The following is a 22,153-nucleotide window of genomic DNA, read 5'->3' as shown; positions in this document are numbered from 1 at the left end:
TCCGGTACTTCCACGATCCGGCAGATCCTTCACTACGGTGGCGAAGCCACCTCCGTTCTGGATGACTCTGTTAATCTGATGATGGTTGAAATAATCAGAACTTAAACCTTATTTATAATTCAGCATCAGCCTGTTCTCTGTTCTCAAAACAGGGTGTGAAGGTATGGGGGTATGGGGGTATATCGGCAAATAACTAATAACCAGTCACAAATCCCTAATCCCTAATCTCTTCAGCAGATTGCTTCGTCGCTTCCCCTCTCGCAAAGACGTTTCCATTCATCATTCACAAGCCATAATTCAGCATTCGGATAGTCTCACTTCGACAACCCCGATACTTCGGGGCAGTGTGACATTTTGTGCTATGGAGGTATTGTGGTATGAGGGTATGGTGGTATGAGGGTATGATGAGATTCTGGTATATCGGCAAATAACAAATAACCAGTCACAAATCCCTAATCCCTATTCTCTTCAGCAGATTGCTTCGTCGCTTCGCTTCTCGCTAAAACGAATCCATTCATCATTCACAATCCATAATTCATAATTCAGGATATTCCATTCTCTATTCTCCACTCTCCATTCACAACTCCCGACTCCCGACTCCCCACCCTCCGGGGCAGTGTGACATTTTGTGCTATGGAGGTATGGTGGTATGAGGGTATGAGGGTATGATGAGATTCTGGTATATCGGCAACTAACTAATAACCAGTCACAAATCCCTAATCCCTATTCTTTTAAAAAGATTGCTTCGTCGCTTCGCTACCTCGCAAAGACGTTTCCATTCATCATTCACAATCCATAATTCATAATTCAGGATATTCCATTCTCTATTCTCCACTCTCCATTCACAACTCACCACTCACGACTCCCGACTCCCGACTCCCGACCCTCCGGAGCAGTGTGACATTTTGTGCTATGGAGGTATTGTGGTATGAGGGTATGAGGGTATGATGAGATTCTGGTATATCGGCAAATAACTAATAACCAGTGACAAATCCCTAATCCCTAATCTCTTCAGCAGATTGCTTCGTCGCTTCGCTCCTCGCAAAGACGCTTCCATTCATCATTCACAATCCATAATTCATAATTCAGGGTTTTCCATTCTCTATTCTCCACTCTCCATTCACAACTCACAACTCACAACTCCCGACTCACTAATAACTAATAACTAATCACTATACCTCGGATCTGCGATATAATCTTCCTTTCGCATCCTTTTGACCTCCACACTCAAAAAACCAAATTCACTGACGACCTTTCCGTAGAGGCGATAGATGCCCTTCCCCCTGAAATAATATTTACGGGCCACGGGCGGAAAAAGCACACAGTCGAAGACCTCCCCCCGCTGATCGATAAAGGTGGCAAAGTTCATCTCCTCTTTCCGGTGGGTTTTGGTGCGTTTCACGGTCACCAGGTAGCCATAGATATCGATGTGCCGGTCCAGGTAAGCTTCCAGATCTGCCGCTCCGTTCGTATTGAGCGGCGCTTCCTTTAAAAGCTCGAACGGACTGCAGAGGCAGTAACCCAGCAATTCCAGCTGATCGAAAGCGGCCTCCAACCGGGTGGTCGACAAGGCCGGAATCTCAAAGTTCCGGTGAGGCGGACGAAACAGTTTCTGCTGGGGTTCGGGTTTCTTGCTAACTCCCAGTTTGAAATGTGCCTGCCACAGCAGTTCGTATTTATCGATTCCCGTAAACCTGAAGGCATCGATACGTATCAGGATACTCAGCTGTTCGATCCCGATACGCACCCGGTCTACGAAATCATCAAGCGACCGAAACACGCCTCCTGCCTGCCGCTCTTTCACGATCAGCATGGCAGAACGCTCTTCCAGTTCCCGCAGAGCAGCCAGTCCCAGGTAGATATCACACCCTATAATGCGATGCGCTATCCCACTTCGATTCACACAAGGCGCATGTATCCCGGCACCCAGCATACGGGCTTCATGCACATAGATCTCTGTCCGGTAAAATCCGCCGCCATTATTGATCACGGCCACCATATATTCCAGTGGGAAATAAGCCCGCAGGAAAAGGCTCTGATAACTTTCGACCGCATACGATGCCGAGTGCCCCTTGGCAAACGCATAACCGGCAAAGCTCGCCACCTGGTGCCATACGTCTTTGACCAGTTTATCATCATACCCCTTCTCGCGACAGTTGCTGATGAACTTATCTTCCACCCGTTTGAACTCTTCCCGTGAACGATATTTCCCGCTCATTCCCCTTCGTAACACATCGGCCTCTCCCAGTGTCAGGCCGGCGAAGTGGTGAGCCACCTTGATCACGTCTTCCTGGTAGACCATCACCCCGTAGGTATCAGGCATAATCTCCCACAGCACCGGATGTGCCTGTTTGCGTCGTTCAGGGTGACGGTGACGCAGTATATATTCCCGCATCATCCCGCTCTTCGAGACACCCGGTCTGATGATCGAACTGGCTGCCACCAGGCTCAGATAATTATCGACCTCCAGCTTTTTCAGCAGCATCCGCATAGCAGGTGACTCTACATAAAAACATCCCATACACTGGGCGGTCTTTATGATCCCATTGATCTTTGGATCCTGTTTCAGCGACCGTATATCATGAATATCAAAATCGGCTGCGTCGGGCCGGTTCTCATGAATAATGGCGATCGCCTCCTTGATCTTTGCCAGGCCGCGTTGCCCGAGTATATCGAACTTGTACAACCCTGCATCTTCGGCGATATGCATATCGAACTGTACGGTCGGAAATCCCTTGGGCGGAAGGTTGGTCGCCGAGAACCAGTGCAGGGGTTTCTGGCTGATCAGGATTCCGCTGGAATGGATGCTCACATAGTTAGGCATACCGTGTATGAGCTTCCCGTATTTTAATACCAGCAGGGCCGTCTGATCCAGCTCATCAGTACGGAGCCGGTCTTCGCTGAGCTTATCGATCTCTTCCTTAGGCAGTCCGAACACTTTTCCCAGCTCCCTGATCACTCCCCGGTACTGGAAAGTGACATAAGCCCCCAGCAGGGCTACATTCGGAAAACGCTCAAAGATATAGCGGGTCATATCTTCACGGTCACGCCAGGAAAAATCGATGTCGAAGTCCGGCGGACTGGTTCGGTACAGGTTGATAAACCGTTCAAAATAGAGGTCGAGCTCCATGGGGTCGACATCTGTAATTCCCAGCAGGTAAGCGACCACACTGTTGGCACCGCTTCCGCGGCCTACATGAAAATACCCCTGCCTTTTGGCGTAACTGATAATATCCCAGTTGATCAGGAAGTAGGCGACAAAATTCATCTGCCTGATCACCGAAAGTTCCTTGTCAATACGTTCCCTGATCTCCGGACCGGCATCGGGGTAGCGGTATGGAAGTCCTTTTTCGCAAAGTTCTTCCAGCAACTGTACATCTTTTTCAGGATCTCCGGTATAGGTACGCTGATTCTGCATCTTATCATCGGAAGAGAAGTCGAATTCAATGGAGCAGGATCGCAGCAGGCGATCGGTGTTCTCCAGGATAAAGCTGTACTCTGAAAAGGCCTGCACCAGGTTGGTTACGGGAAACATCTTCTCGTTCTCATCGGCTTCTTCATCTTTTGATAGTTTACTGAGAAGAATATTGTTGTCGATAGCCCGAAGCAGCCGGTGGGCATTGAAATCCCGTTTGTTTCGAAAGGTGACCGGCTGCTGTACCACAAGGCGATCCCGGTAGTTCTTTATATAGCAGGAGAAGGGCAGTTTACGCAAGTCGGCCACCGAGATTCCGATAAACTCCCGCTCGCTGAAGTCGGTCATCTCTTCCGCCAGCACTTTTTCAAAAGGATAGACCACGAAGGCATGGTCAAAAGCAGGCGGGCGTTTCCCGAAAGGCTTCTTGCTGTGCAGGTGATCCGACAAAAAACTATTGAGCTCATAAAACCCTTCGTTATTTTCGGCCAATGCCACGAATTCCTGTTCCACCCCATTTCGAAAATCGATTCCCAGCACCGGCCGCACCCCGTACTCCGGAGCTTTCCGCACAAAGTTCAGGCAGGCCGAAGTGTTGTTGATATCGGTCAATGCCAGGCAACTGACCTCATTGGCCACGGCAAGCTCCAAAAGCTCGGTCTCGGAAAAGGTTCCGAAACGAAGGCTGTAATATGTGTGACAATTCAGGTACATGGGTTACTGGTTAGTGGTTAGTGGTTAAGGGTTAAGGGTTAAGGGTTAAGGGTTAAGGGTTAAGGGTTAAGGGTTAAGGGTTAAGGGTTAAGGAAATTGATTTTTTTTGATAGCTCCAAAGTTCCGGGTTTCGGGCTCTCCGCCCTGGTCAGGGAGGGGTGACAGCGATGAAATCGCTGACGGAGTGGGTTGTCTTAAGAGACTATGCCATCCACCCCTTCCATCAACGCCGTTGGCATTGTCATTCAAGCGCCGGCTGGCTCCTTTTATTTTTCACATATCCTCTATATGCAGTAACCCCTCTCCCTCTGGGAGGGGGGAAGCAAAACCAATGGTTTTGCAGGGGGAGGGCATCCATCATGCACAATTAATCCCGCATCGCGGGCTTCCCCATTCTCTACTCTCTATTCTCAAAACAGGGTATGAAGGTATGGTGGTATGAGGGTATGATGGATTATCGGCTAATAACTAATAACCAGTCACAAATCCCTAATCCCTATTCTCTACTCTCTTAAAAAGATTGCTTCGTCGCTTCGCTCCTCGCAAAGACGTTTTCATTCATCATTCACAATCCACAATTCATAATTCAGCATTGGGATAGTCTCACTTCGACATGCTCAGTGTGACAATAGCTGCATGATAATTACCATTAAAACTACTCTCTATTCTCCACTCTCTACTCTCTTAAAAAGATTGCTTCGTCGCTTCGCTCCTCGCAAAGACGATCCCATTCATCATTCACAATCCACAATCCACAATCCACAATTCTCCACCCCCATCACTTCATAACTTCATAACTCCATAACCTCATAACTCCATAACTTCATAACTCCATAACCTGCCCCAGACCGACATCACTGCTTCCTGTGCGCCAGCACCGGCGGTGGCTGTCCGTTAAACGGATTGTACATGCGACCGATGGTTTTGGCGCCCATGGAAGAGGCTCTCAGCACACTGCGTTCCCCGAAACGATTCCTGATCTTATCCATAGCATTGTATAAGCTCAGTTGTTCTTCCGTATCATCGAAAAGATTGATCTGGTAATGTCCGCCGACCAGGTGGCTGAACCTGATCCCGATCAGCCTGACCAGCAGTCGCCGGTTATAAAGCTTATCAAAGAGTTCCAGGATCGCAGGGATCAGCACATGATCGGCCGAGGTATAAGGAATACGCATTTGCTTTGAATAGGTATTGAAGTCGGAATAACGCAGTTTCACCGCAATGCAGGCCGTGAGTTTATCACCCCGCCGCAACTGGTAGGCCAGGTTCTCGGTCATGGCCACCAAAATACCACGCAGTCGTGCCACATCGATGGTATCCCGGTCGAAGGTACGTTCTGTCGAGATAGACTTCCGCTCGCAAAAAGGAATCACCGGGGTGGTATCGATCCCGTTGGCCCGGTCCCAGATGGTGAGTCCGTTAGCACCCAGCACCTGCTGCATCATATCCTTGGGCATCTCCTGTATGGTGCGCACCTGCTTCACCCCCAGGTTGCGGAGGGTCTGGTAGGTCTTATCGCCCACCATAGGAATCTTCTTCACTGAGAGCGGAGCCAGAAACGGTTTTTCAAAACCGAAATCGATCTTCAGCTGGTTATTGGGTTTCGCCTCATTGGTCGCCACTTTCGACACCACTTTGTTCACCGAAAGCCCAAAGGAGATCGGCAGCCCTGTTTCTTTGATAATGGTATGCCGCAGTTCCGAGGCGTATTTGTAGCAGCCAAAAAAGCGATCCATGCCCGACAGGTCGGCATAGAACTCGTCGATGCTCGACTTTTCAAACAGAGGCACTTTCTCTTTGATGATCTCGGTCACATTATCGGAATGCTTGCTGTACACCCCGGCGTTTCCCCTGATAACCACGGCTTCCGGACAGAGTTCTTTGGCCATCTTCATCGGCATGCCCGAATGCACCCCGAAAGCCCGGGTCTCATAACTGCAGGCAGCCACCACTCCCCGGTCGCTGGTACCGCCTACCAGCAACGGACGCTTCTTGAGCCGGCTGTCGATCAGCCGTTCGACCGACACATAAAAAGTGTCAAGATCGAGATGGAGAATGGTCCTGTTCATTTGTTTTGGAATTTTTCCCAAAATTAGGAATTATTCCAATATGATAGAGTGGAGATTTTGTTAAAAATGATAGGGATATGGGAGAAATTCAATTCTCTATTCTGCTGCCTCCCCGAACTGCAGCATATACCCGTTGTTATCATAGATAGCAAATTCGGTCATGCCGTAATCGAAGCTTTCCAGGGGATAGGCCACCTCCACCTCATCTTTAACAGCTTCCCAGTATTTGTGCACCCCTTCCATATAGAAATAAAAAGAGCCGGTAAAAGCCGGTTTATCAAAAGGCAGGTGATCATTAGGCAGGCTCAGCATGATGGACACGCCTTCCCGTTCCAGCATGGCCCAGCCGAGATCTTTGTGGTAATCGGTGCAGTTAAAACCCAGATTGTTTACGTAGAATTCGATGGTTTTCTCGATCTCACGGGTATATAGATTAGGAGTGAGTTGCTGGAGTTTCATGATTGGGTTATGAGTTATGAGTTATGGGTTATGAGTTATGGGTTATGAGTTATGGGTTATGAGTTATGGGTTATGGGTTATGGGTTATGGGTTATGGGTTATGAGTTATGAGTTATGAGTTATGAGTTATGAGTTATGAGTTATAAGTTATGGGTTATAAAATTACGAAAACAGCCATCATATGGGTCTCATTCCATCCCCGGATCAGCAACCTACGAAGCAACAGTAACCCATTCCGCTTTTGCCCCGCAAAACCACCTTCCCCTTTCAGGGGGAGCTGCTCTACCGATTTTTTATCGGTAGAGCTGAGGGGTCGCCTGTTTAAGACCATTAGATCTTATATAATACCTATTAATAAAAAAACCGGCCAGGTGGCCGGTTTTCGTAATATACAATCAACGTATTCTATAGGGTTTCATTGATCCCAATGTTCCCCTGGGCGACAACCACCTCCAGCTGATCGGCGCTGAGGTGTATGTTGACGTAGCCGTCAAGCACCAGGATGTCCAGGTAACCCAACGGACTGCCATCATCGAATTGGGATATTTGTGTTTTGCTCATGCCGGTATCTCCGTCAACCATATTGAAGCTTACGATGATGCCACCGCCTTCAACAATGTCGTTCTCATGAATATGTGCCGGATGCATTCCGCCTTCAGGGGTTCCTGTGAGTGCAATGGTCGCCAATGCTGTACCATTAACTCTTTCCTCAAAGATCACTTCACCCGAAACTCCTGATCCGTCGACCTCCAGAAGATCATAGGCTACGAAATCCCCGGTGAGATCGTTCTGTCCGATGTCGCCCTGGGCAACGATGGTAGCCAATTCTTCACTGCTTAAGTGCACGTTGATATATCCATCATAGAGAATTAGCTCCTCGTAAGTAAGAGGGGTACCATCGTCAAACTCCGTGACGTTTATAGTGCTTTCCCCGGTGTTTCCGTCGACAGTCCCGAGAGTCAGAGCGATATCTCCTCCCTCAGCTGCGGTATTGAAATGGATGTGTGCCGGGTGTTGTCCGCCATCGGGGGTACCTGTCAGATCGAGCTCTATGGTTACGGTACCATCGCTTAATTCGATAAAGGTGGCGGTTCCGTTCACACCAGACTCTCCCACTTCATTGAGATCATATACGATCGCATTCACTTCAACAGGGTCATCAATGACCAGGTCGCCGTCGTCATCAGAGTCACAACCCAGGAAAAGAAAGGCCAGAATCAGAGTTGAAATTTTTAAATAGTTACTACATGCTTTCATCACTTTTTGATTTTTAGTTTGATAATAATATACAAAAACGTATTGATTATCAATGTATTGTGGTTTAAACATATACAATAAGCCTTCCATTCGGGCAAGTGCCCCCCCTTAAGAACCTCCCCGTCTCATGTCCTTGCCATGAGACACCCCTCCTTGGGAAGGAGGGGATAATAACATTTTCAGAATGGGAATAGTTACAAGAAGGTGTTATTTCTACAACATTCAATTAATGGGAACATCTCCTTCCCCTTGGCAAGGGGAAGGGGAGGGCACCAGCAGTATACTGCTGACGGAAGGGGTCATAACCTCATAACTCCGTAACCTCATACCATAAAAAAAGCGGCTTAGAAGCCGCTTTTTTTATTTGAATGCCTGTATTCCGGTAATATCTGCTCCGGTAATGAGCAGGTGAATATCGTGGGTTCCCTCATAGGTGATCACACTTTCGAGATTCATCATATGTCTCATAATGCTGTATTCTCCTGTGATTCCCATACCGCCCAATACCTGTCGGGCTTCCCTGGCGATCTTGATAGCCATCTCAACGTTGTTCCTTTTGGCCATTGATATCTGTGCAGTAGTCGCCTTGTCTTCATTTTTCAGCTGACCCAACCTCAGGGCAAGCAATTGCGCCTTGGTGATCTCAGTGATCATCTCAGCCAGCTTCTTTTGTTGTAACTGATAAGCCGCGATAGGCTTTCCGAACTGTTCTCTTTCCTTGGCATACCTCAATGCCGTATCATAGCAATCCATGGCAGCACCTATTGCCCCCCAGGCAATTCCATAACGCGCTGAGTCCAGACAGCTTAATGGAGCACCCAGTCCGCTGCGCCCGGGCAGCAGGTTTTCCTTAGGCACCTTTACATCATCAAAGATCAGCTCACCGGTAGCTGACGCCCGTAAAGACCATTTGTTATGTGTTTCAGGAGTGGTAAATCCTTCCATTCCTCTTTCCACGATGAGTCCGTGTATACGCCCTTCCTCATTCTTGGCCCAAACAACCGCGATATCAGCAAAAGGGGAATTGGAGATCCAGAGTTTCGCCCCGTTCAGCAGGTAATGATCTCCTTCATCTTTAAAACGAGTCTCCATTCCTCCGGGATTCGAACCGTGATTCGGCTCGGTCAACCCAAAGCAACCGATATATTCACCTGATGCCAGTTTGGGAAGGTATTTTTTCTTTTGTTCCTCACTTCCGTATTTGAAGATAGGAAACATCACCAGCGACGATTGTACTGAAGCGGTAGAACGTATCCCGCTATCACCCCTTTCGATCTCCTGCATAATCAGACCGTAGCTGATCTGATCCAGGCCGGCACCTCCGTATTCCTCAGGGATATACGGACCAAAGGCCCCGATCTCAGCCAGCCCCCCCAGCAATTGCTTGGGAAATTCGGCACGTTGGGCGTGATCTTCTATAATAGGAGAGACCTCGCGCTTCACCCATTGACGGGTAGCATCGCGAACCAGCTTGTGCTCATCGCTTAACAGGTCATCTATGTTGTAATAGTCAGGAGCTTCGAATAAATCAGGTTTCATAATCTAAATTTGGTTCTCAAATGTAATTAATGAAATATAACAAAACAACGGTGATTTGTTAAATTCATAAAACTTTTCTCATAGGTCATATCCCTCCCAATCCATGATTTGGTTGCGCTCTTCGGGTTTGATGCTCTGTTTCAGGATCTTCTCATCGTAGGCCAGTCCGTGAGCCTTGAGCACATCTTCAGGAACACCATCCCAGACGTTCGGGGTATTCCCCACATAGCCCAGGTCTTCAATTCCCATTTTACTGGTAAAGAATCCGGTTGCCACCAGGTTGCGAAGGTTTGAAAAGAACCGGGCTCCGTGTGTGAATTCCGGCTTCACCTCATCAGGATAGGCGATATCATCCAATATTTCCTTTTGCCTGGCAGCCTCCAGGTCTTTGAAATCCAGATTGAACCTTTTACGACTTTCCTGGTCGATCCACATCAAACCACCTCTGAGCGGCAGTTGATAAGAAGGAATATCTTTAACGATAAACTCGATGAAGTCAGGCACCCCTGCCTCGCTGGCCGAACCGGAGTGTTCATCTTTAGGGATGATAAGGTCTGCCAGCACGGTGATGGTAGCCATTTCGTGCTGATTAAAGAAATGCCCGCTCATGATTTCACGGTCGCGGGAAGCTTCTTCCGGAGTGCGGCCATAGCCCGGAGTCGGTGCCACCGGTTGCAGACCTGTAGTCTCAGACTCCCCGTCAGTGAGACATCCTGAAAACATAAAACCGGAGGTTACTGTTCCGGCGATCATCGCCTTTAAACTTTTTCTTCTGTCCATCACTACTTGATTTAAACGTTCATTTTTTTAATCTCCTGATCGAGATATTCTGAAGCTCTCCATGCCAGTGCCAGGATGGTCCAGGTTGGGTTCTTGTCTGCCTGAGATACAAATGGACCACCATCCATCACAAACAGGTTGGGCACATCGTGCGCCTGGTTATATCGGTTGACCACCGATTCTTTAGGATCATCGCCCATGCGGGTTGTACCCACCTCATGAATGATCCTTCCCGGATTGTGCAATCCGTAATCTCGCTCTTTCCCGGGCTTATCGCCTAATAAGATCCCACCCATGCTGCTCAGCAGCTCTTCAAAGGTTTCATGCATGTGTTTCGCCTGCATGCGCTCCTCATCACTCCATTTATAATTAAAGCGCAATACCGGAATACCGAACTTATCGACCACATCGGGGTCGATCTCACAGTAATTATCTTTCTGCGGAATGCTTTCTCCCCTTCCTGACATGCCCACGACGGCTCCATAGAACCTGCGCACATCGTTCTTGAGGTCTGCACCATAACCCCCGGCCCTTTTCATCTTACCATCGGCACCCGGTACCAGTCCGTTAAGGTTTTCCATTCCGAAACCGGTTCCATAGGAAGGCATGCCCATGCCGCCCCAGAATTCTATATGGTACCCCCGGGTGAAACCATGCTTTTTACTGTCATTGAGCCACCAGGGAACATACAGATGTAAGCCGCCGACTCCGTCTTCGTTATATCTCTTACGATCCATCAGGGAAGGAATCAGGGCTGCCCTGTCGGCCCCGGTCGAATCGTGGAGGTAACGCCCTACCACCCCGCTGCTGTTTGCGAGTCCGTTCGGAAAACGACCGGATTTGGAATTCAGCAGGATACGTGCCGACGAGCAAGCGCTGGCAGCCAGGATCACCACCTTGGCCTTCACCTCATACTCCTGCAGATCGGTCTTGTTTATGAAGCTCACCCCGGTCGCTTTTCCCTCATTGTCGGTAAGGACCTCTTTGACCATGGCATTGACAAAAAGATCTACATTATCATATTCCAGGGCAGGTTTCACCAAAACAGAGGATGAAGAAAAGTCTCCGTAAATTGTACAGGAACGCGAACACTGGTTACAGTAAAAACAAGCTCCCCTGCGACTATCTATACGCTTGGTAAGTATCGAAAGTCTGGATGGGATCACGGGCAACCCCATCTTCTCCCCGTATTTTTTAAGATACATCTCGTGGAGCCTGGGTTTGGGGGGCGGCAGAAAATAGCCGTCAGGCTCATTGGGCAAGCCCTCCCTGGTTCCGAATACACCGATGAGTTTATCAACCTTATCGTAATAGGGCTTTACATCATCATAACCGATAGGCCAGTTATCGCCCTTTCCGTCAAAATCTTTTCTTTTAAAATCAAGCGGACCAAAACGAAGAGATATCCTGCCCCAGTGATTGGTACGACCCCCCAGCATGATCGACCGGAACCAGTCGAAACGACTGCCATTCTTTTGGGTGTAGGGCTCGCCATCGATCTCCCAGCCGCCGTAGGCCATATCGAAGTCTCCGAATGGACGGGTGGTGCCGGCTCCTCTCCGGGGCGATTCGTAAGGCCATTTAAATTGTGTTTGCTGTTCGGGATTGGCAGGGTCGAAATGCGGACCGGCCTCCATCAGGGCTATTTTATAACCGGCTTCTGAAAGCACTTTCGCGGCCATTCCACCTCCCGCGCCTGAGCCAACGATACAGATATCATAAACCGAGGCATTCTTTTTGATCTGAAAAGACATATCTAGTAAGTTCTGATAAGATAACTCACTAAAAATAGGATTTTTCACCAAGCCATACCAAGTGACCGATACAACTCTTTCAGTATTTTAACAGAATGTCTGTGAATTTAACAGCATAGCACTGTCACATATTGAGGTAAAAAGCTTCAGTGAGTCGTGTATAGGCCTCTGTGTAGCGATGCCGCTCCAGCTCGATGATCAGTTCATCTTTCACCGCTTCATTTCCGGTCTTTCCAAACTCCATCAGACTGCGTTTATAGGGGGTCTGCGGACTGCCTTTGATGCGGGTAATACGTTGCAGAAACAAACCTTGTTCCCGGGCCAGATCGCTTACTTCATTTTCCCTGCGGAAGGGAACGATAAGCGCGAACTTACCGGTTTCAGTCAGAAAAGCAGGAACTCCTTCTATCAGTTCCGGAAGAGGAAGAGCAAAATCAGATCGGGCCAGGGCTCTGGAGGTGTTATCTGAAGGATTGTCTTCGCTGAAAAAAGGGGGATTGGAAACGATCAGGTCGTACTGTTCATCCATTTCAGCCACGAATTCATCCCAACCGGCATGATAACAGAACAAGCGGTCATTCCAGGGTGAACGTTCAAAATTCTCAACACATTGCTCATAAGCATCTTCATCGATCTCAAGCGCATCGATGACCGGCGCTTCTGTACGCTGGGCCAGCATGAGAGCGACAAGTCCCGTTCCGGCTCCGATATCAAGCACACTGCCTGGAAAATGATCGACCGAAGCCCACGCTCCGAGCAATACACCATCAGTGCCGATCTTCATGGCACAGCGATCCTGGTGAACGGTAAATTGTTTGAAATGAAAAGGCTTATTCCCCAAAACAATCATATTTAGGGTTCAAAGATAGTGAGATAATGGCTATTGAAAGAGAGCGGAATTGATCAGGTACGGGCTCTTAAATGAAGAAAGGCAGGTTTTCAGAGGAAGATATCGATCAGCCCTTCCGGCAGGTCGACAATAATACGCTTATGATCCCGGTCTACCCCAATGATGAATTCATCATGAAGCGGTATGAGAAGCTCCTTTCCGTCACGGTCTACCTCAAAGAGAGCCTGGGCACTTCTGTCATTAATCCCGGTGATCACCCCCACTTCTCCGAATTCCTTGTCTTTAAGTATAAATCCGATTACCTCGTGAAAGTAGAACTGGGTTCCGCTGAGTTCGGGAAGAAATTCCAACGGCAGGTATACTTCGCTTTTCAACAGCGCATCGGCATCGGCTTCATCATTGACATCTTCGAACCGAACACGCAACAGGGTTGATTTATGAAGGGAAGAAGATTCAATAAAAAAAGGAACCAGGTTATTGCCCAAGGCAATAAACACTGATTCCAGATTTTCGTAGAGTTCAGGCTCGTCTGTATCTAATTTGATCAGCAACTCGCCTTTAAAGCTGTATTTCTTAACGATCGTTCCCAGATAAAAGCAATCTTCCTTTTTCATGGGAACAAAAAATTAAGCTTCAGCAGATTTCTCTTCTTCACCTTCGGCAGACGCCTCAGTGTCGGCAGCTCCTTCTTGAGCAGCTGCTTCAGTTTCCTCTGCATTTTCAGCTTCGGCTTCTGCTTTCAGCTCAGCTTCAGCAGCAGCGGCCTCAGCCTTACGCTTTTCGTTGATCTCTTTTTCGGCTTCCAAAGCTTTGGCTCTTTCTTCAGCCTCTAGTTTGGCGAGGTCTTCTTTCTTAGCCTCTACCTTACCGGTTTTCTCCTCCAGCCAGGCTGCAAATTTCTTTTCAGCCTCCTCTTCAGAAAGGGCACCTTTAGCGACCCCTCCAAGCAGGTGATGCTTTAGAAGTGCTCCCTTGTAAGAAAGCAGTCTGCGGGCAGTTTCAGTAGGCTGGGCACCATTTTGCAACCATTTTACTGAACTGTCCACGTCCAGCTCGATCTGAGCAGGATTAACAGTTGGATTGTAAATTCCAAGTTTCTCAAGGAATTTACCATCTCTTTTCGCACGCGCGTCGGCGGCTACAATCCAGAAGAAAGGCTTCCCTTTCTTACCATGTCGTTGTAATCTGATTTTTACAGGCATATGACATTAATTAGGTGGGTACGCGTACCCGATTATTAATTTTTAAGGCTGCAAATATACATTATTTTCCGATTTGATACTGAATGCCTTAGTAATATTCTCTTCTCATTTCGTTGAGCACCCCGAAATGATCTGTTAATGTTAAAATTCATTAAGAGTTCTGACCTGATGACAGGGGTATTTAACATGCTTTAAGATTTCCTGTTAAATCCAGCACAAACCCCCGTAAATACTTGACTTCAGAGGTATTTTCTGCTATATTGTAGATGTACTGTTGAGAATCGACAGTCTTTGATTACTAACTAATCAAAACAATGAAGAGAGATATTATGAAGTATACTGAGAAAATGTCGAAAAGACTAAATGAATTACTTGAGAAATCGTATGATGCCGAAAAAGGATATTTAGAGGCAATCGATAATATTGAGAACAACGAAATCAAAATGTTCTTTAAAAGACAAGCTGACCAACGCAGCGAATTCGCCAAAGATCTGAGAAGAGAAATCATCAGCTATGGCGAAATCCCCGAAGATAGCGGCAGTCTCAAAGGAGACACCCACAGAGTCTGGATGAACTTAAAGAGTATGTTATCCAGCAATTCTGAAGAGGCCGTTTTAGAAGAATGTCTAAGAGGTGAAGAGAAAGCCATTGAAGAGTACAATGAAATCCTTGAAGATAGAAGTACCCTTCCGCCAAGTACAGTAGCCTTACTGGAAAAGCATAAAGACAAGATAAGGAATTCGATGAACAGATTGAAGACCTTTGAGGAACTGGTATCCTAACCTCGTATAGATAAACAGCAAGAAACCCGGATTTATTCCGGGTTTTTTTATGCTAAAATTCGTATTTTCAGCCTGCTATGAATAAGAATCTTTTATCATTTACACCCCGCGGCATCTATTGTAAACCTGCAGGGGTTTACCTCGATCCCTGGCGGCCTGTGAAGAAAGCACTTATAACACACGGCCATGCCGATCACTCGCGTTGGGGCCATAAGCAATATATCACCCAGCACAACAATATTCCGATCATAAAACACCGTTTAGGCGATATTTCGGTAAGCGGATACAATTATGGAGAAAGCTTTCGCATCAACAATGTCGAATTCTCTTTCCATCCCGCCGGCCATATTCCGGGCGCCTCACAGATCAGGGTATCCCATAAAGGAGAAACCTGGGTTTTTACCGGAGACTACAAGGTCACTGACGATCACATCTCCACCCCCTTTGAACCGGTACGCTGCCATTCTTTTATCACGGAATGCACCTTTGGCATTCCTGCCTTTAACTGGCGCCCCCAGAAAGAGGTTTTTGATGACATGAACACTTGGTGGGCTGCCAACCAAAAGGAGGGTCGCACCTCGGTGATATTTGCCTATACCCTCGGAAAGGCACAGCGGGTATTGAAACACCTTGACACTTCCATCGGAAAAATATACACCCATGGAGCGGTGGAAAAAATGACCGCCGTGCTGCGGGAGCAGCTCGAACTCCCGGAAACCCACCTCATCACCAGGGAAACCGACAAGAAAGAGGTGAAGGGCAACCTTATACTCGCTCCTCCCAGTACACATGGAACCGTTTGGCTGCGCCGCTTTGCACCCTTTGTGACTGGCACGGCAAGCGGATGGATGGCCTTTCGCGGAGCAAGACGAAGAAGGGCTGTAGATAAAGGTTTTGTGCTTTCTGACCATGCCGACTGGCACGGCCTGCTGGATGCCGTTAAAGCCACAGGATGCGAAAAAGTGATCACCACTCACGGCTATACCGAGATCTTTTCCCGATACCTCCGAGAACAGGGTTACGATGCTCACCCTGAAGCTACTCAATACGAAGGGGAGAACCTGGAAGCAAACGAAACCGAATGAAACGATTTTCACAGCTCATAAAAACCCTTGACAGCACCAATAAGACCAACGCCAAAGTAGCGGCGCTTGGAGACTATTTCAAAACTGCAGAAGACCCTGATAAGGTCTGGGCCATTGCCCTGCTTTCTCACCGACGCCCGAAACGACCCGTCAACACCACCTTACTTCGGGAATGGGCTGCTGAAGCAGCCGGAATTCCACTTTGGTTATTCGAAGAATCGTATCACATTGTAGGTGACCTGGCCGAAACCATAGCCCTGGTGATGAGGGAAGGAGAAAGTAAAATTACCCGCAGCCTTCAAAACATCATCGAAGAGCTGATAGAACTCAGAGAGCTCGAAGAGCCTCAAAAAAAAGCCTATGTCACCGCGCGTTGGAAGGAAATGGATTTCTACGAACGATTCGTTTTTAATAAGATCATAACCGGAGGCTTCCGTATCGGGGTAAGCCAGAAACTTATGACACGGGCCCTGGCTCAGGCTACCGGGATGGATGAAGATATCCTGGCCTATAAGCTCATGGGAAACTGGGATCCTTCAGAGATCTCTTTCGAATCTCTGGTATTGAAAGAAGATAAAGCAGACCTGCAAAGCAAACCCTATCCCTTTTACCTGGCTTACGCGCTAGACAGTGAACCGGAAGAGCTGGGAGATATACAAGACTGGTTTTTTGAACATAAATGGGACGGCATCAGGGCACAGGTGATCATACGCAACGGGGAGCTTTTTGTCTGGAGCCGCGGTGAGGAACTGGTAACCGATAAATATCCCGAATTCGAAGTGCTTACACGGCATATCCCTGATGGCACCGTAATCGATGGAGAGATACTTCCTTATGCCGACGGCGTAATAGGCACCTTTCACGAATTGCAAACCCGCATAGGAAGAAAGAACATCACGAAAAAACTGCTTGAGCGCACCCCCGTCATTCTCAAAGCCTATGACCTCATCGAATGGCAGGGCAAAGATATCAGGGATCAGGCCTTTTCCAGGCGGCGGGATCTCTTGCATCAACTCATGAAAGACCATGCCGGGGAAACCGGTATACTGCATCTTTCAGAACTGATGAGCTTTAAAACCTGGGAAGAAGCTGCCGGTGAGCGTGAAATTTCCCGGGACAAGTTCAGCGAAGGACTCATGCTGAAGCGGAAAGATTCGCCCTACCTGGTCGGGCGCAAAAAAGGAGACTGGTGGAAATGGAAAGTCGATCCCCTTACCATTGATGCTGTACTGACCTATGCCATGAGAGGCCATGGCCGCCGCACCAACCTCTATACCGATTACACCTTTGGTCTGTGGGATGACGGTGAGCTGGTAACCTTTGCCAAAGCCTATTCAGGTCTTACCGATGCAGAGTTCAGACAGGTCGATAACTTTGTCAAGAAAAATACCATCGACCGCTTTGGTCCCGTGAGACAGGTCACCCCTGAACTGGTCTTTGAGATCGCCTTCGAGGGAATCGCCCGAAGCAGCCGGCACAAAAGCGGAATCGCCGTACGCTTTCCGCGAATGCTGCGCTGGCGGAAAGACAAAAAGATAGAAGAAGCCAACACCCTTGATGACCTGAAAGACCTGTTGCCTGAATAACGTATTCCCATGAATGAAAAGCAAGCTCTAAAACTGGTTGAGAACTGGTTCCAACACAAAGAATGGACGCCCTTCCCCTTTCAACGGAAGACCTGGGAAGCTTTCCTGTCGGGTAAAAACGGATTGCTGAATGCCCCTACAGGAAGTGGTAAAACCTATGCGCTTTGGGTGCCCATCGTGATGATTTACCTGATGAAACAGGGAAAGGATGCCAAAAAAAAGAAAGGACTGAAAGCAGTATGGGTCACACCCCTGCGTGCGCTTTCCCTCGAAATACAACGGGCCACCCAGCAGCTTTGCGACGACCTGGAAATCCCGCTAACGGTGGGTATACGTACCGGAGACACTTCACAAAAAGAAAGAGCTGCCCAGAAACGCTCCATGCCTGATCTTTTGATCACCACCCCTGAAAGTCTGCATTTGCTGCTGGCTTCCAAAAATTATGACAAGACCTTTAAAGACTGTTATGCGGTGGTCGCCGACGAATGGCATGAACTTTTAGGCTCTAAAAGAGGCGTTCAGACCGAGCTCGCCCTCTCCCGGCTTAAGACCCTGGCACCCTCGCTGCGTATCTGGGGCATCTCTGCCACCATCGGCAACCTGGAGCAGGCACGGGAAGTATTACTGGGACCGGATTCACCGGCCCTTGAAAATTCTGTATTGATTCGCGCAGAATTACAAAAGAAGATCAGCGTTCGATCGATCATCCCCGAAAAGATGGACACCTTTCCCTGGCGGGGACATCTCGGGCTGCATCTGCTCGATGCGGTAATTCCTATTCTCAGGGAAAGCAAAACCACCCTGCTCTTTACCAACACCCGGTCTCAATGTGAGATCTGGTTCCAGGCGATCCTTGCCAAATACCCGGAATTCGCCGGAGAGATCGCCATGCATCACGGATCCATTAATAAAGAAACCCGTATCTGGGTTGAGAATGCCATACGACACGAAAGCCTTAAAGCCGTGGTATGCACCTCAAGTCTTGACCTGGGGGTCGATTTTGCTCCGGTTGAAACCATTATCCAGATCGGCGGTCCGAAAGGAGTGGCGCGCTTTATGCAACGGGCCGGGCGAAGCGGGCACCAACCCGGGAAAGAAAGTGTGATCTGGTTTCTCCCGACCCATGCCATTGAACTGGTTGAAGCCTCGGCCCTGAAAAAAGCGGTTGAGCAGCGGGTGGTAGAAGATCGCATCCCCTACCTGATGAGTTTCGATGTCCTGGTACAATACCTGGTTACCCTGGCCGTTTCCAATGGTTTCCACCCGAAAGAAATCTATCCTGAAGTGCGTTCGACCTTCTGTTTTCAGGGGCTCGATGAAGATTCCTGGAACTGGGTGCTCAACTTCATCACCAAAGGCAGCCAGACCCTGCAGCATTACGATGAGTACCACAAGGTGAGTATCGATGAAGATGGTCGCTTTGTAGTGAACAACCGCGGGGTGGCAATGCGACACCGCCTGTCGGTTGGCACCATTGTCAGCGATGCCATGCTCAGTGTCAAATACCTGAAAGGTGGCTATATCGGCACCATAGAAGAATGGTTCATCTCAAAGCTCAATCCCGGTGATGTGTTCACCTTTGCCGGAAGAAACCTGGAACTGTTCAAGATCAAGAATATGCAGGTACTGGTTCGAAAATCAAAAAGAAAAACTGCCAAGGTTCCCAGCTGGATGGGAGGTCGCATGACCCTTTCATCACAGATGAGCGAATTGCTCAGACAGGAACTCTACACCGCGCGTGGGCAAGATGAAGGAGAAGAGATCACCGCTCTCGCCCCGGTATTCGAAAAGCAAAGGGAGACTTCGGTAATTCCGGGCCCTGATGAATTTCTGATCGAAACCTTTAAAACCCGGGAGGGATACCACGCCGTTTTTTATCCGTTCGAAGGCCGGTTCGTACACGAAGCCATGGGCAGCCTGCTGGCCTATCGTATCAGCCTGCTGCAACCCATCACCTTCTCCATTGCCTTTAATGACTATGGATTTGAACTGCTTTCTGACCAGGAAATCGACATGCAGCAGGTACTGGACAACGAACTGTTCACCACCGCTTACATGCACGATGACCTTCAGAAAAGTCTGAACGCAACCGAAATGGCTCGCCGGAAGTTCAGAGATATCGCGGTAATCGCCGGACTGGTTTTCCAGGGATATCCTGACAAACAGCTCAAAAGCAAACACCTGCAAAGCAGCTCCCAGCTCCTTTTCAATGTCTTCAGGGATTTTGAGCCCGATAATCTGCTCTACCTGCAGGCCTTCAGAGAAACCTTTGAACATTCACTGGAAGAGGGACGATTGATACAGGCGCTGGAACGTATCGCGCAACAGACCATAATATGGAAGGCACTCGAAAAACCCACCCCCTTCTCCTTTCCGATCATCACCGACCGCCTGCGTGAAAAACTCTCCTCAGAAAAACTGGCAGACCGCATCAAACGCATGCAACTGCAACTGCTTAAATAGACGGGAATTAACTATTTTTGCCGCTGATGAAAGGCACCCAGAAATTAGAGATATCCGGACAACATTTTACACTCCATCCCAGTGGGGTCGCTTTCTGGGAAGAAAAAAAACAGCTGCTGGTAGCCGATGTGCATCTGGGAAAGACCCAGCATTTCAGGAAACACGGGATTCCCGTTCCGGGAGACACAGCCCTCAGAGCATATGAGCGGCTGTCAGCCATGCTCGACCTGTTCCGGCCAGAAGATATTTGCTTTTTAGGGGACCTCTTTCACTCAGTGATCAACAGCGAGTTCGAACTGTTCGAATCATGGGTAAGAAATACGCCTGTTAATTTTACCCTGGTGGTGGGTAATCACGACATCGTACCCCACCACAAACTGGAATCGCTGGGGTTCAATCTTACAGAAGAGATACGCAGCAAAGGCTTCCTGCTGACACATCATCCCACCGAGGAAGAGGATTTTTTTAATATCTGTGGTCACGTTCATCCCGGCATCAGCCTGAAGGGATTGGGAAGGCAAAAGCTCCGGCTGCCCTGCTTTTATAAAACTGAAAAACGTTTGATCCTTCCTGCCTTTGGTGATTTTACCGGGAAATACATTTTACGTCCCGGTAAAAAAGACAAGGTATTTGCCGTAACCCCCGAGGAGGTGATTTTGGTGAGTCGTGAGTCGTGAGTCGTGAGTCGTGAGTCGTGAGTCGTGAGTCGTGAGTCGTGAGTCGTGAGTCGTGAGTCGTGAGTCGTGTAAAATGAATCCTTTCTCGCAAATTGACCAAAAGACCAAACACAAATCTTTGATAACCTATCAAAAGGTGATGCCGAATGGAGCACCTTAATCCTGATGCAGTAAAATCCATCTGGCAATTCCTTATTCAAAAAATAACCCTCTGAAAGTTTCAGAAAGATCGCCCGGCTTTTGAACAAGCCTCGCGAAGACACCGTACTTTTTAATTTCTAATTCCCGATTAACCCCTGACGACTAACAAACCCGATTCTTCGTAACTTCGTAACCTCATAACTCCATCACTATAAATGGCCGGAATATACATCCATATCCCTTTTTGCCGGCAGGCCTGCCACTACTGCGACTTTCATTTTTCAACCTCCCTGAAGAAGAAAGATGAGATGATCGGTGCCCTGCTTACCGAAATGGAACTTCGTAAAGATGAGTTAAAGCAAGAGCCTGTCAGAACTATTTATTTTGGAGGCGGCACCCCCAGCCGATTAACCCCTGAAGAATTATCCGGACTTATCCGTGGAGTTTATAATCACCATCCGGTTGCGGAAGAGATCGAGCTCACCATCGAAGTCAACCCTGACGACCTGGTACAAACAGACACAGAAGCCCTGTTGCAGCAATACCGCGATATAGGAATCAATCGCTTAAGTATAGGCATACAATCATTCAGGGAAGAAGATCTCAAATTGATGAACCGCGCTCATAATTCAGCGGAAGCTTTAAAGTGCCTGGAGACCGCCACCCGCTATTTCGACAATATCTCTGTTGACCTGATCTATGGGATCCCCGGACTCAGTGATGAAGCCTGGAAAAAGAATATAGAAACCGCCCTTTCGTTTGGCATTCCGCATATCTCGAGTTATGCCCTCACCGTCGAGCCCAAAACAGCCTTGAAGAGCTTCATAGAAAAAGGACTGATCGAAGAACCCGGGGAAGAGCAGGCTGCCAGGCAGTTTGATATACTGACACAACGACTGAAAACCGCCGGATTCATCCATTACGAACTCTCGAATTTCGGCAAGCCGGGCTATTTCAGCAAAAACAATACAGCATACTGGCAGGGCAAAAAATATCTGGGCATCGGACCTTCCGCTCACAGCTATGACGGCACAACCCGATCATGGAATATCGCCAACAATCCGACATATATCAGGCAACTTAACAAGGGAGAACTGCCCCTGGAACGGGAAATCCTGAGTGCGAAAGACCGCTACAATGAATACCTGATGACCGGACTGCGCACCATCTGGGGTGTTTCACTGGAAAGAGTGGAAAAGGAATTCGGCCCCACTTACAAAGCTTACCTGCTTGAACAGGCCAAAGAGCACCTTGAACGAGACTTGTTAATACTGGAAGAAAATGCGGGAGAACAAGTGCTTAAAACCACCGACAAAGGAAAGTTCCTCGCAGACGGGCTCGCCTCTGATCTTTTTCTGTTAAATTTACAGTAAGAAAAAG

General features: G+C 48.3%; 16 protein-coding genes. 6 read left to right on the top strand and 10 right to left on the bottom strand.

Annotated features, from left to right (window positions below; all coding sequences use genetic code 11):
• Positions 1-1,165 precede the first annotated feature (1,165 nt).
• The 10 genes from K7R10_RS12265 to K7R10_RS12220 form a co-directional block, all read right to left on the bottom strand.
• Positions 1,166-4,129: a DNA polymerase III subunit alpha gene (locus tag K7R10_RS12265; RefSeq protein WP_224485013.1), complete on the bottom strand. Its 2,964-nt coding sequence runs from the start codon at positions 4,127-4,129 to the stop codon at positions 1,166-1,168.
• Between the two features lie 854 nt (positions 4,130-4,983).
• Positions 4,984-6,198 carry a DNA polymerase IV gene (gene dinB / locus K7R10_RS12260; RefSeq protein WP_224485012.1) on the bottom strand — a complete coding sequence of 405 codons (1,215 nt, stop codon included), beginning with the start codon at positions 6,196-6,198 and terminating at the stop codon, positions 4,984-4,986.
• Positions 6,199-6,294: 96 nt separating this feature from the next.
• Positions 6,295-6,657 (bottom strand): VOC family protein, encoded by a 363-nt coding sequence (locus K7R10_RS12255; RefSeq protein WP_224485011.1) that lies wholly within the window; start codon positions 6,655-6,657, stop codon positions 6,295-6,297.
• Between the two features lie 405 nt (positions 6,658-7,062).
• Complete coding sequence (locus K7R10_RS12250) at positions 7,063-7,914, bottom strand: superoxide dismutase family protein (RefSeq protein ID WP_224485010.1); 852 nt, start codon at positions 7,912-7,914, stop codon at positions 7,063-7,065.
• A 360-nt stretch (positions 7,915-8,274) separates the two neighbouring features.
• The gene (locus K7R10_RS12245) at positions 8,275-9,453 is read right to left on the bottom strand and encodes an acyl-CoA dehydrogenase family protein (protein WP_224485009.1); all 1,179 of its coding nucleotides are present in this window, start codon (positions 9,451-9,453) and stop codon (positions 8,275-8,277) included.
• A 78-nt stretch (positions 9,454-9,531) separates the two neighbouring features.
• A complete protein-coding gene (locus K7R10_RS12240) occupies positions 9,532-10,233 on the bottom strand; it encodes a gluconate 2-dehydrogenase subunit 3 family protein (protein WP_224485008.1) in 702 nt (233 codons plus the stop codon).
• An 11-nt stretch (positions 10,234-10,244) separates the two neighbouring features.
• Positions 10,245-11,987 (bottom strand): GMC oxidoreductase, encoded by a 1,743-nt coding sequence (locus tag K7R10_RS12235; protein WP_224485007.1) that lies wholly within the window; start codon positions 11,985-11,987, stop codon positions 10,245-10,247.
• A 124-nt stretch (positions 11,988-12,111) separates the two neighbouring features.
• Entirely contained in the window at positions 12,112-12,837 is a 726-nt protein-coding gene (locus tag K7R10_RS12230) for a tRNA1(Val) (adenine(37)-N6)-methyltransferase (RefSeq protein WP_224485006.1), read from the bottom strand.
• Positions 12,838-12,926: 89 nt separating this feature from the next.
• Entirely contained in the window at positions 12,927-13,451 is a 525-nt protein-coding gene (rimM, locus tag K7R10_RS12225) for a ribosome maturation factor RimM (RefSeq protein ID WP_224485005.1), read from the bottom strand.
• A gap of 12 nt (positions 13,452-13,463) precedes the next feature.
• Positions 13,464-14,039: a 30S ribosomal protein S16 gene (locus tag K7R10_RS12220; protein WP_224485004.1), complete on the bottom strand. Its 576-nt coding sequence runs from the start codon at positions 14,037-14,039 to the stop codon at positions 13,464-13,466.
• A 314-nt stretch (positions 14,040-14,353) separates the two neighbouring features.
• On the opposite strand from K7R10_RS12220, the gene K7R10_RS12215 reads away from it, so the two are divergent.
• From K7R10_RS12215 to hemW, 6 genes are all read left to right on the top strand, one after another.
• Complete coding sequence (locus tag K7R10_RS12215) at positions 14,354-14,821, top strand: ferritin-like domain-containing protein (protein WP_224485003.1); 468 nt, start codon at positions 14,354-14,356, stop codon at positions 14,819-14,821.
• A 77-nt stretch (positions 14,822-14,898) separates the two neighbouring features.
• Positions 14,899-15,906: a ligase-associated DNA damage response exonuclease gene (locus K7R10_RS12210; protein WP_224485002.1), complete on the top strand. Its 1,008-nt coding sequence runs from the start codon at positions 14,899-14,901 to the stop codon at positions 15,904-15,906.
• Entirely contained in the window at positions 15,903-17,492 is a 1,590-nt protein-coding gene (locus tag K7R10_RS12205) for an ATP-dependent DNA ligase (RefSeq protein WP_224485001.1), read from the top strand. Before K7R10_RS12210 ends, K7R10_RS12205 begins: the two co-directional genes overlap by 4 nt.
• A gap of 9 nt (positions 17,493-17,501) precedes the next feature.
• The gene (locus K7R10_RS12200; RefSeq protein ID WP_224485000.1) at positions 17,502-19,955 is read left to right on the top strand and encodes a ligase-associated DNA damage response DEXH box helicase; all 2,454 of its coding nucleotides are present in this window, start codon (positions 17,502-17,504) and stop codon (positions 19,953-19,955) included.
• A gap of 26 nt (positions 19,956-19,981) precedes the next feature.
• Complete coding sequence (gene pdeM, locus K7R10_RS12195; RefSeq protein WP_224484999.1) at positions 19,982-20,632, top strand: ligase-associated DNA damage response endonuclease PdeM; 651 nt, start codon at positions 19,982-19,984, stop codon at positions 20,630-20,632.
• Between the two features lie 356 nt (positions 20,633-20,988).
• A complete protein-coding gene (gene hemW, locus K7R10_RS12190) occupies positions 20,989-22,146 on the top strand; it encodes a radical SAM family heme chaperone HemW (RefSeq protein ID WP_224484998.1) in 1,158 nt (385 codons plus the stop codon).
• The last annotated feature ends 7 nt before the right edge of the window (positions 22,147-22,153 follow it).

Source organism: Robertkochia aurantiaca (assembly GCF_020166495.1).
Classification (GTDB): domain Bacteria; phylum Bacteroidota; class Bacteroidia; order Flavobacteriales; family Flavobacteriaceae; genus Robertkochia; species Robertkochia aurantiaca.
Note: the sequence above shows the minus strand (reverse complement) of the source record. Positions and strands in the feature narration are given on the sequence as shown.

Excerpts from the sequence above, each read along its gene's own strand:
- dinB (WP_224485012.1), bottom strand. The coding sequence starts at position 6,198 with ATGAACAGGACCATTCTCCATCTCGATCTTGACACTTTTTATGTGTCG.
- K7R10_RS12245 (WP_224485009.1), bottom strand. The coding sequence starts at position 9,453 with ATGAAACCTGATTTATTCGAAGCTCCTGACTATTACAACATAGATGAC.
- K7R10_RS12230 (WP_224485006.1), bottom strand. The coding sequence starts at position 12,837 with ATGATTGTTTTGGGGAATAAGCCTTTTCATTTCAAACAATTTACCGTT.
- K7R10_RS12265 (WP_224485013.1), bottom strand. The coding sequence starts at position 4,129 with ATGTACCTGAATTGTCACACATATTACAGCCTTCGTTTCGGAACCTTT.
- hemW (WP_224484998.1), top strand. The coding sequence starts at position 20,989 with ATGGCCGGAATATACATCCATATCCCTTTTTGCCGGCAGGCCTGCCAC.
- K7R10_RS12250 (WP_224485010.1), bottom strand. The coding sequence starts at position 7,914 with ATGAAAGCATGTAGTAACTATTTAAAAATTTCAACTCTGATTCTGGCC.
- rimM (WP_224485005.1), bottom strand. The coding sequence starts at position 13,451 with ATGAAAAAGGAAGATTGCTTTTATCTGGGAACGATCGTTAAGAAATAC.
- K7R10_RS12240 (WP_224485008.1), bottom strand. The coding sequence starts at position 10,233 with ATGGACAGAAGAAAAAGTTTAAAGGCGATGATCGCCGGAACAGTAACC.
- K7R10_RS12220 (WP_224485004.1), bottom strand. The coding sequence starts at position 14,039 with ATGCCTGTAAAAATCAGATTACAACGACATGGTAAGAAAGGGAAGCCT.
- K7R10_RS12210 (WP_224485002.1), top strand. The coding sequence starts at position 14,899 with ATGAATAAGAATCTTTTATCATTTACACCCCGCGGCATCTATTGTAAA.
- K7R10_RS12205 (WP_224485001.1), top strand. The coding sequence starts at position 15,903 with ATGAAACGATTTTCACAGCTCATAAAAACCCTTGACAGCACCAATAAG.
- K7R10_RS12235 (WP_224485007.1), bottom strand. The coding sequence starts at position 11,987 with ATGTCTTTTCAGATCAAAAAGAATGCCTCGGTTTATGATATCTGTATC.
- K7R10_RS12200 (WP_224485000.1), top strand. The coding sequence starts at position 17,502 with ATGAATGAAAAGCAAGCTCTAAAACTGGTTGAGAACTGGTTCCAACAC.
- pdeM (WP_224484999.1), top strand. The coding sequence starts at position 19,982 with ATGAAAGGCACCCAGAAATTAGAGATATCCGGACAACATTTTACACTC.
- K7R10_RS12255 (WP_224485011.1), bottom strand. The coding sequence starts at position 6,657 with ATGAAACTCCAGCAACTCACTCCTAATCTATATACCCGTGAGATCGAG.
- K7R10_RS12215 (WP_224485003.1), top strand. The coding sequence starts at position 14,354 with ATGAAGAGAGATATTATGAAGTATACTGAGAAAATGTCGAAAAGACTA.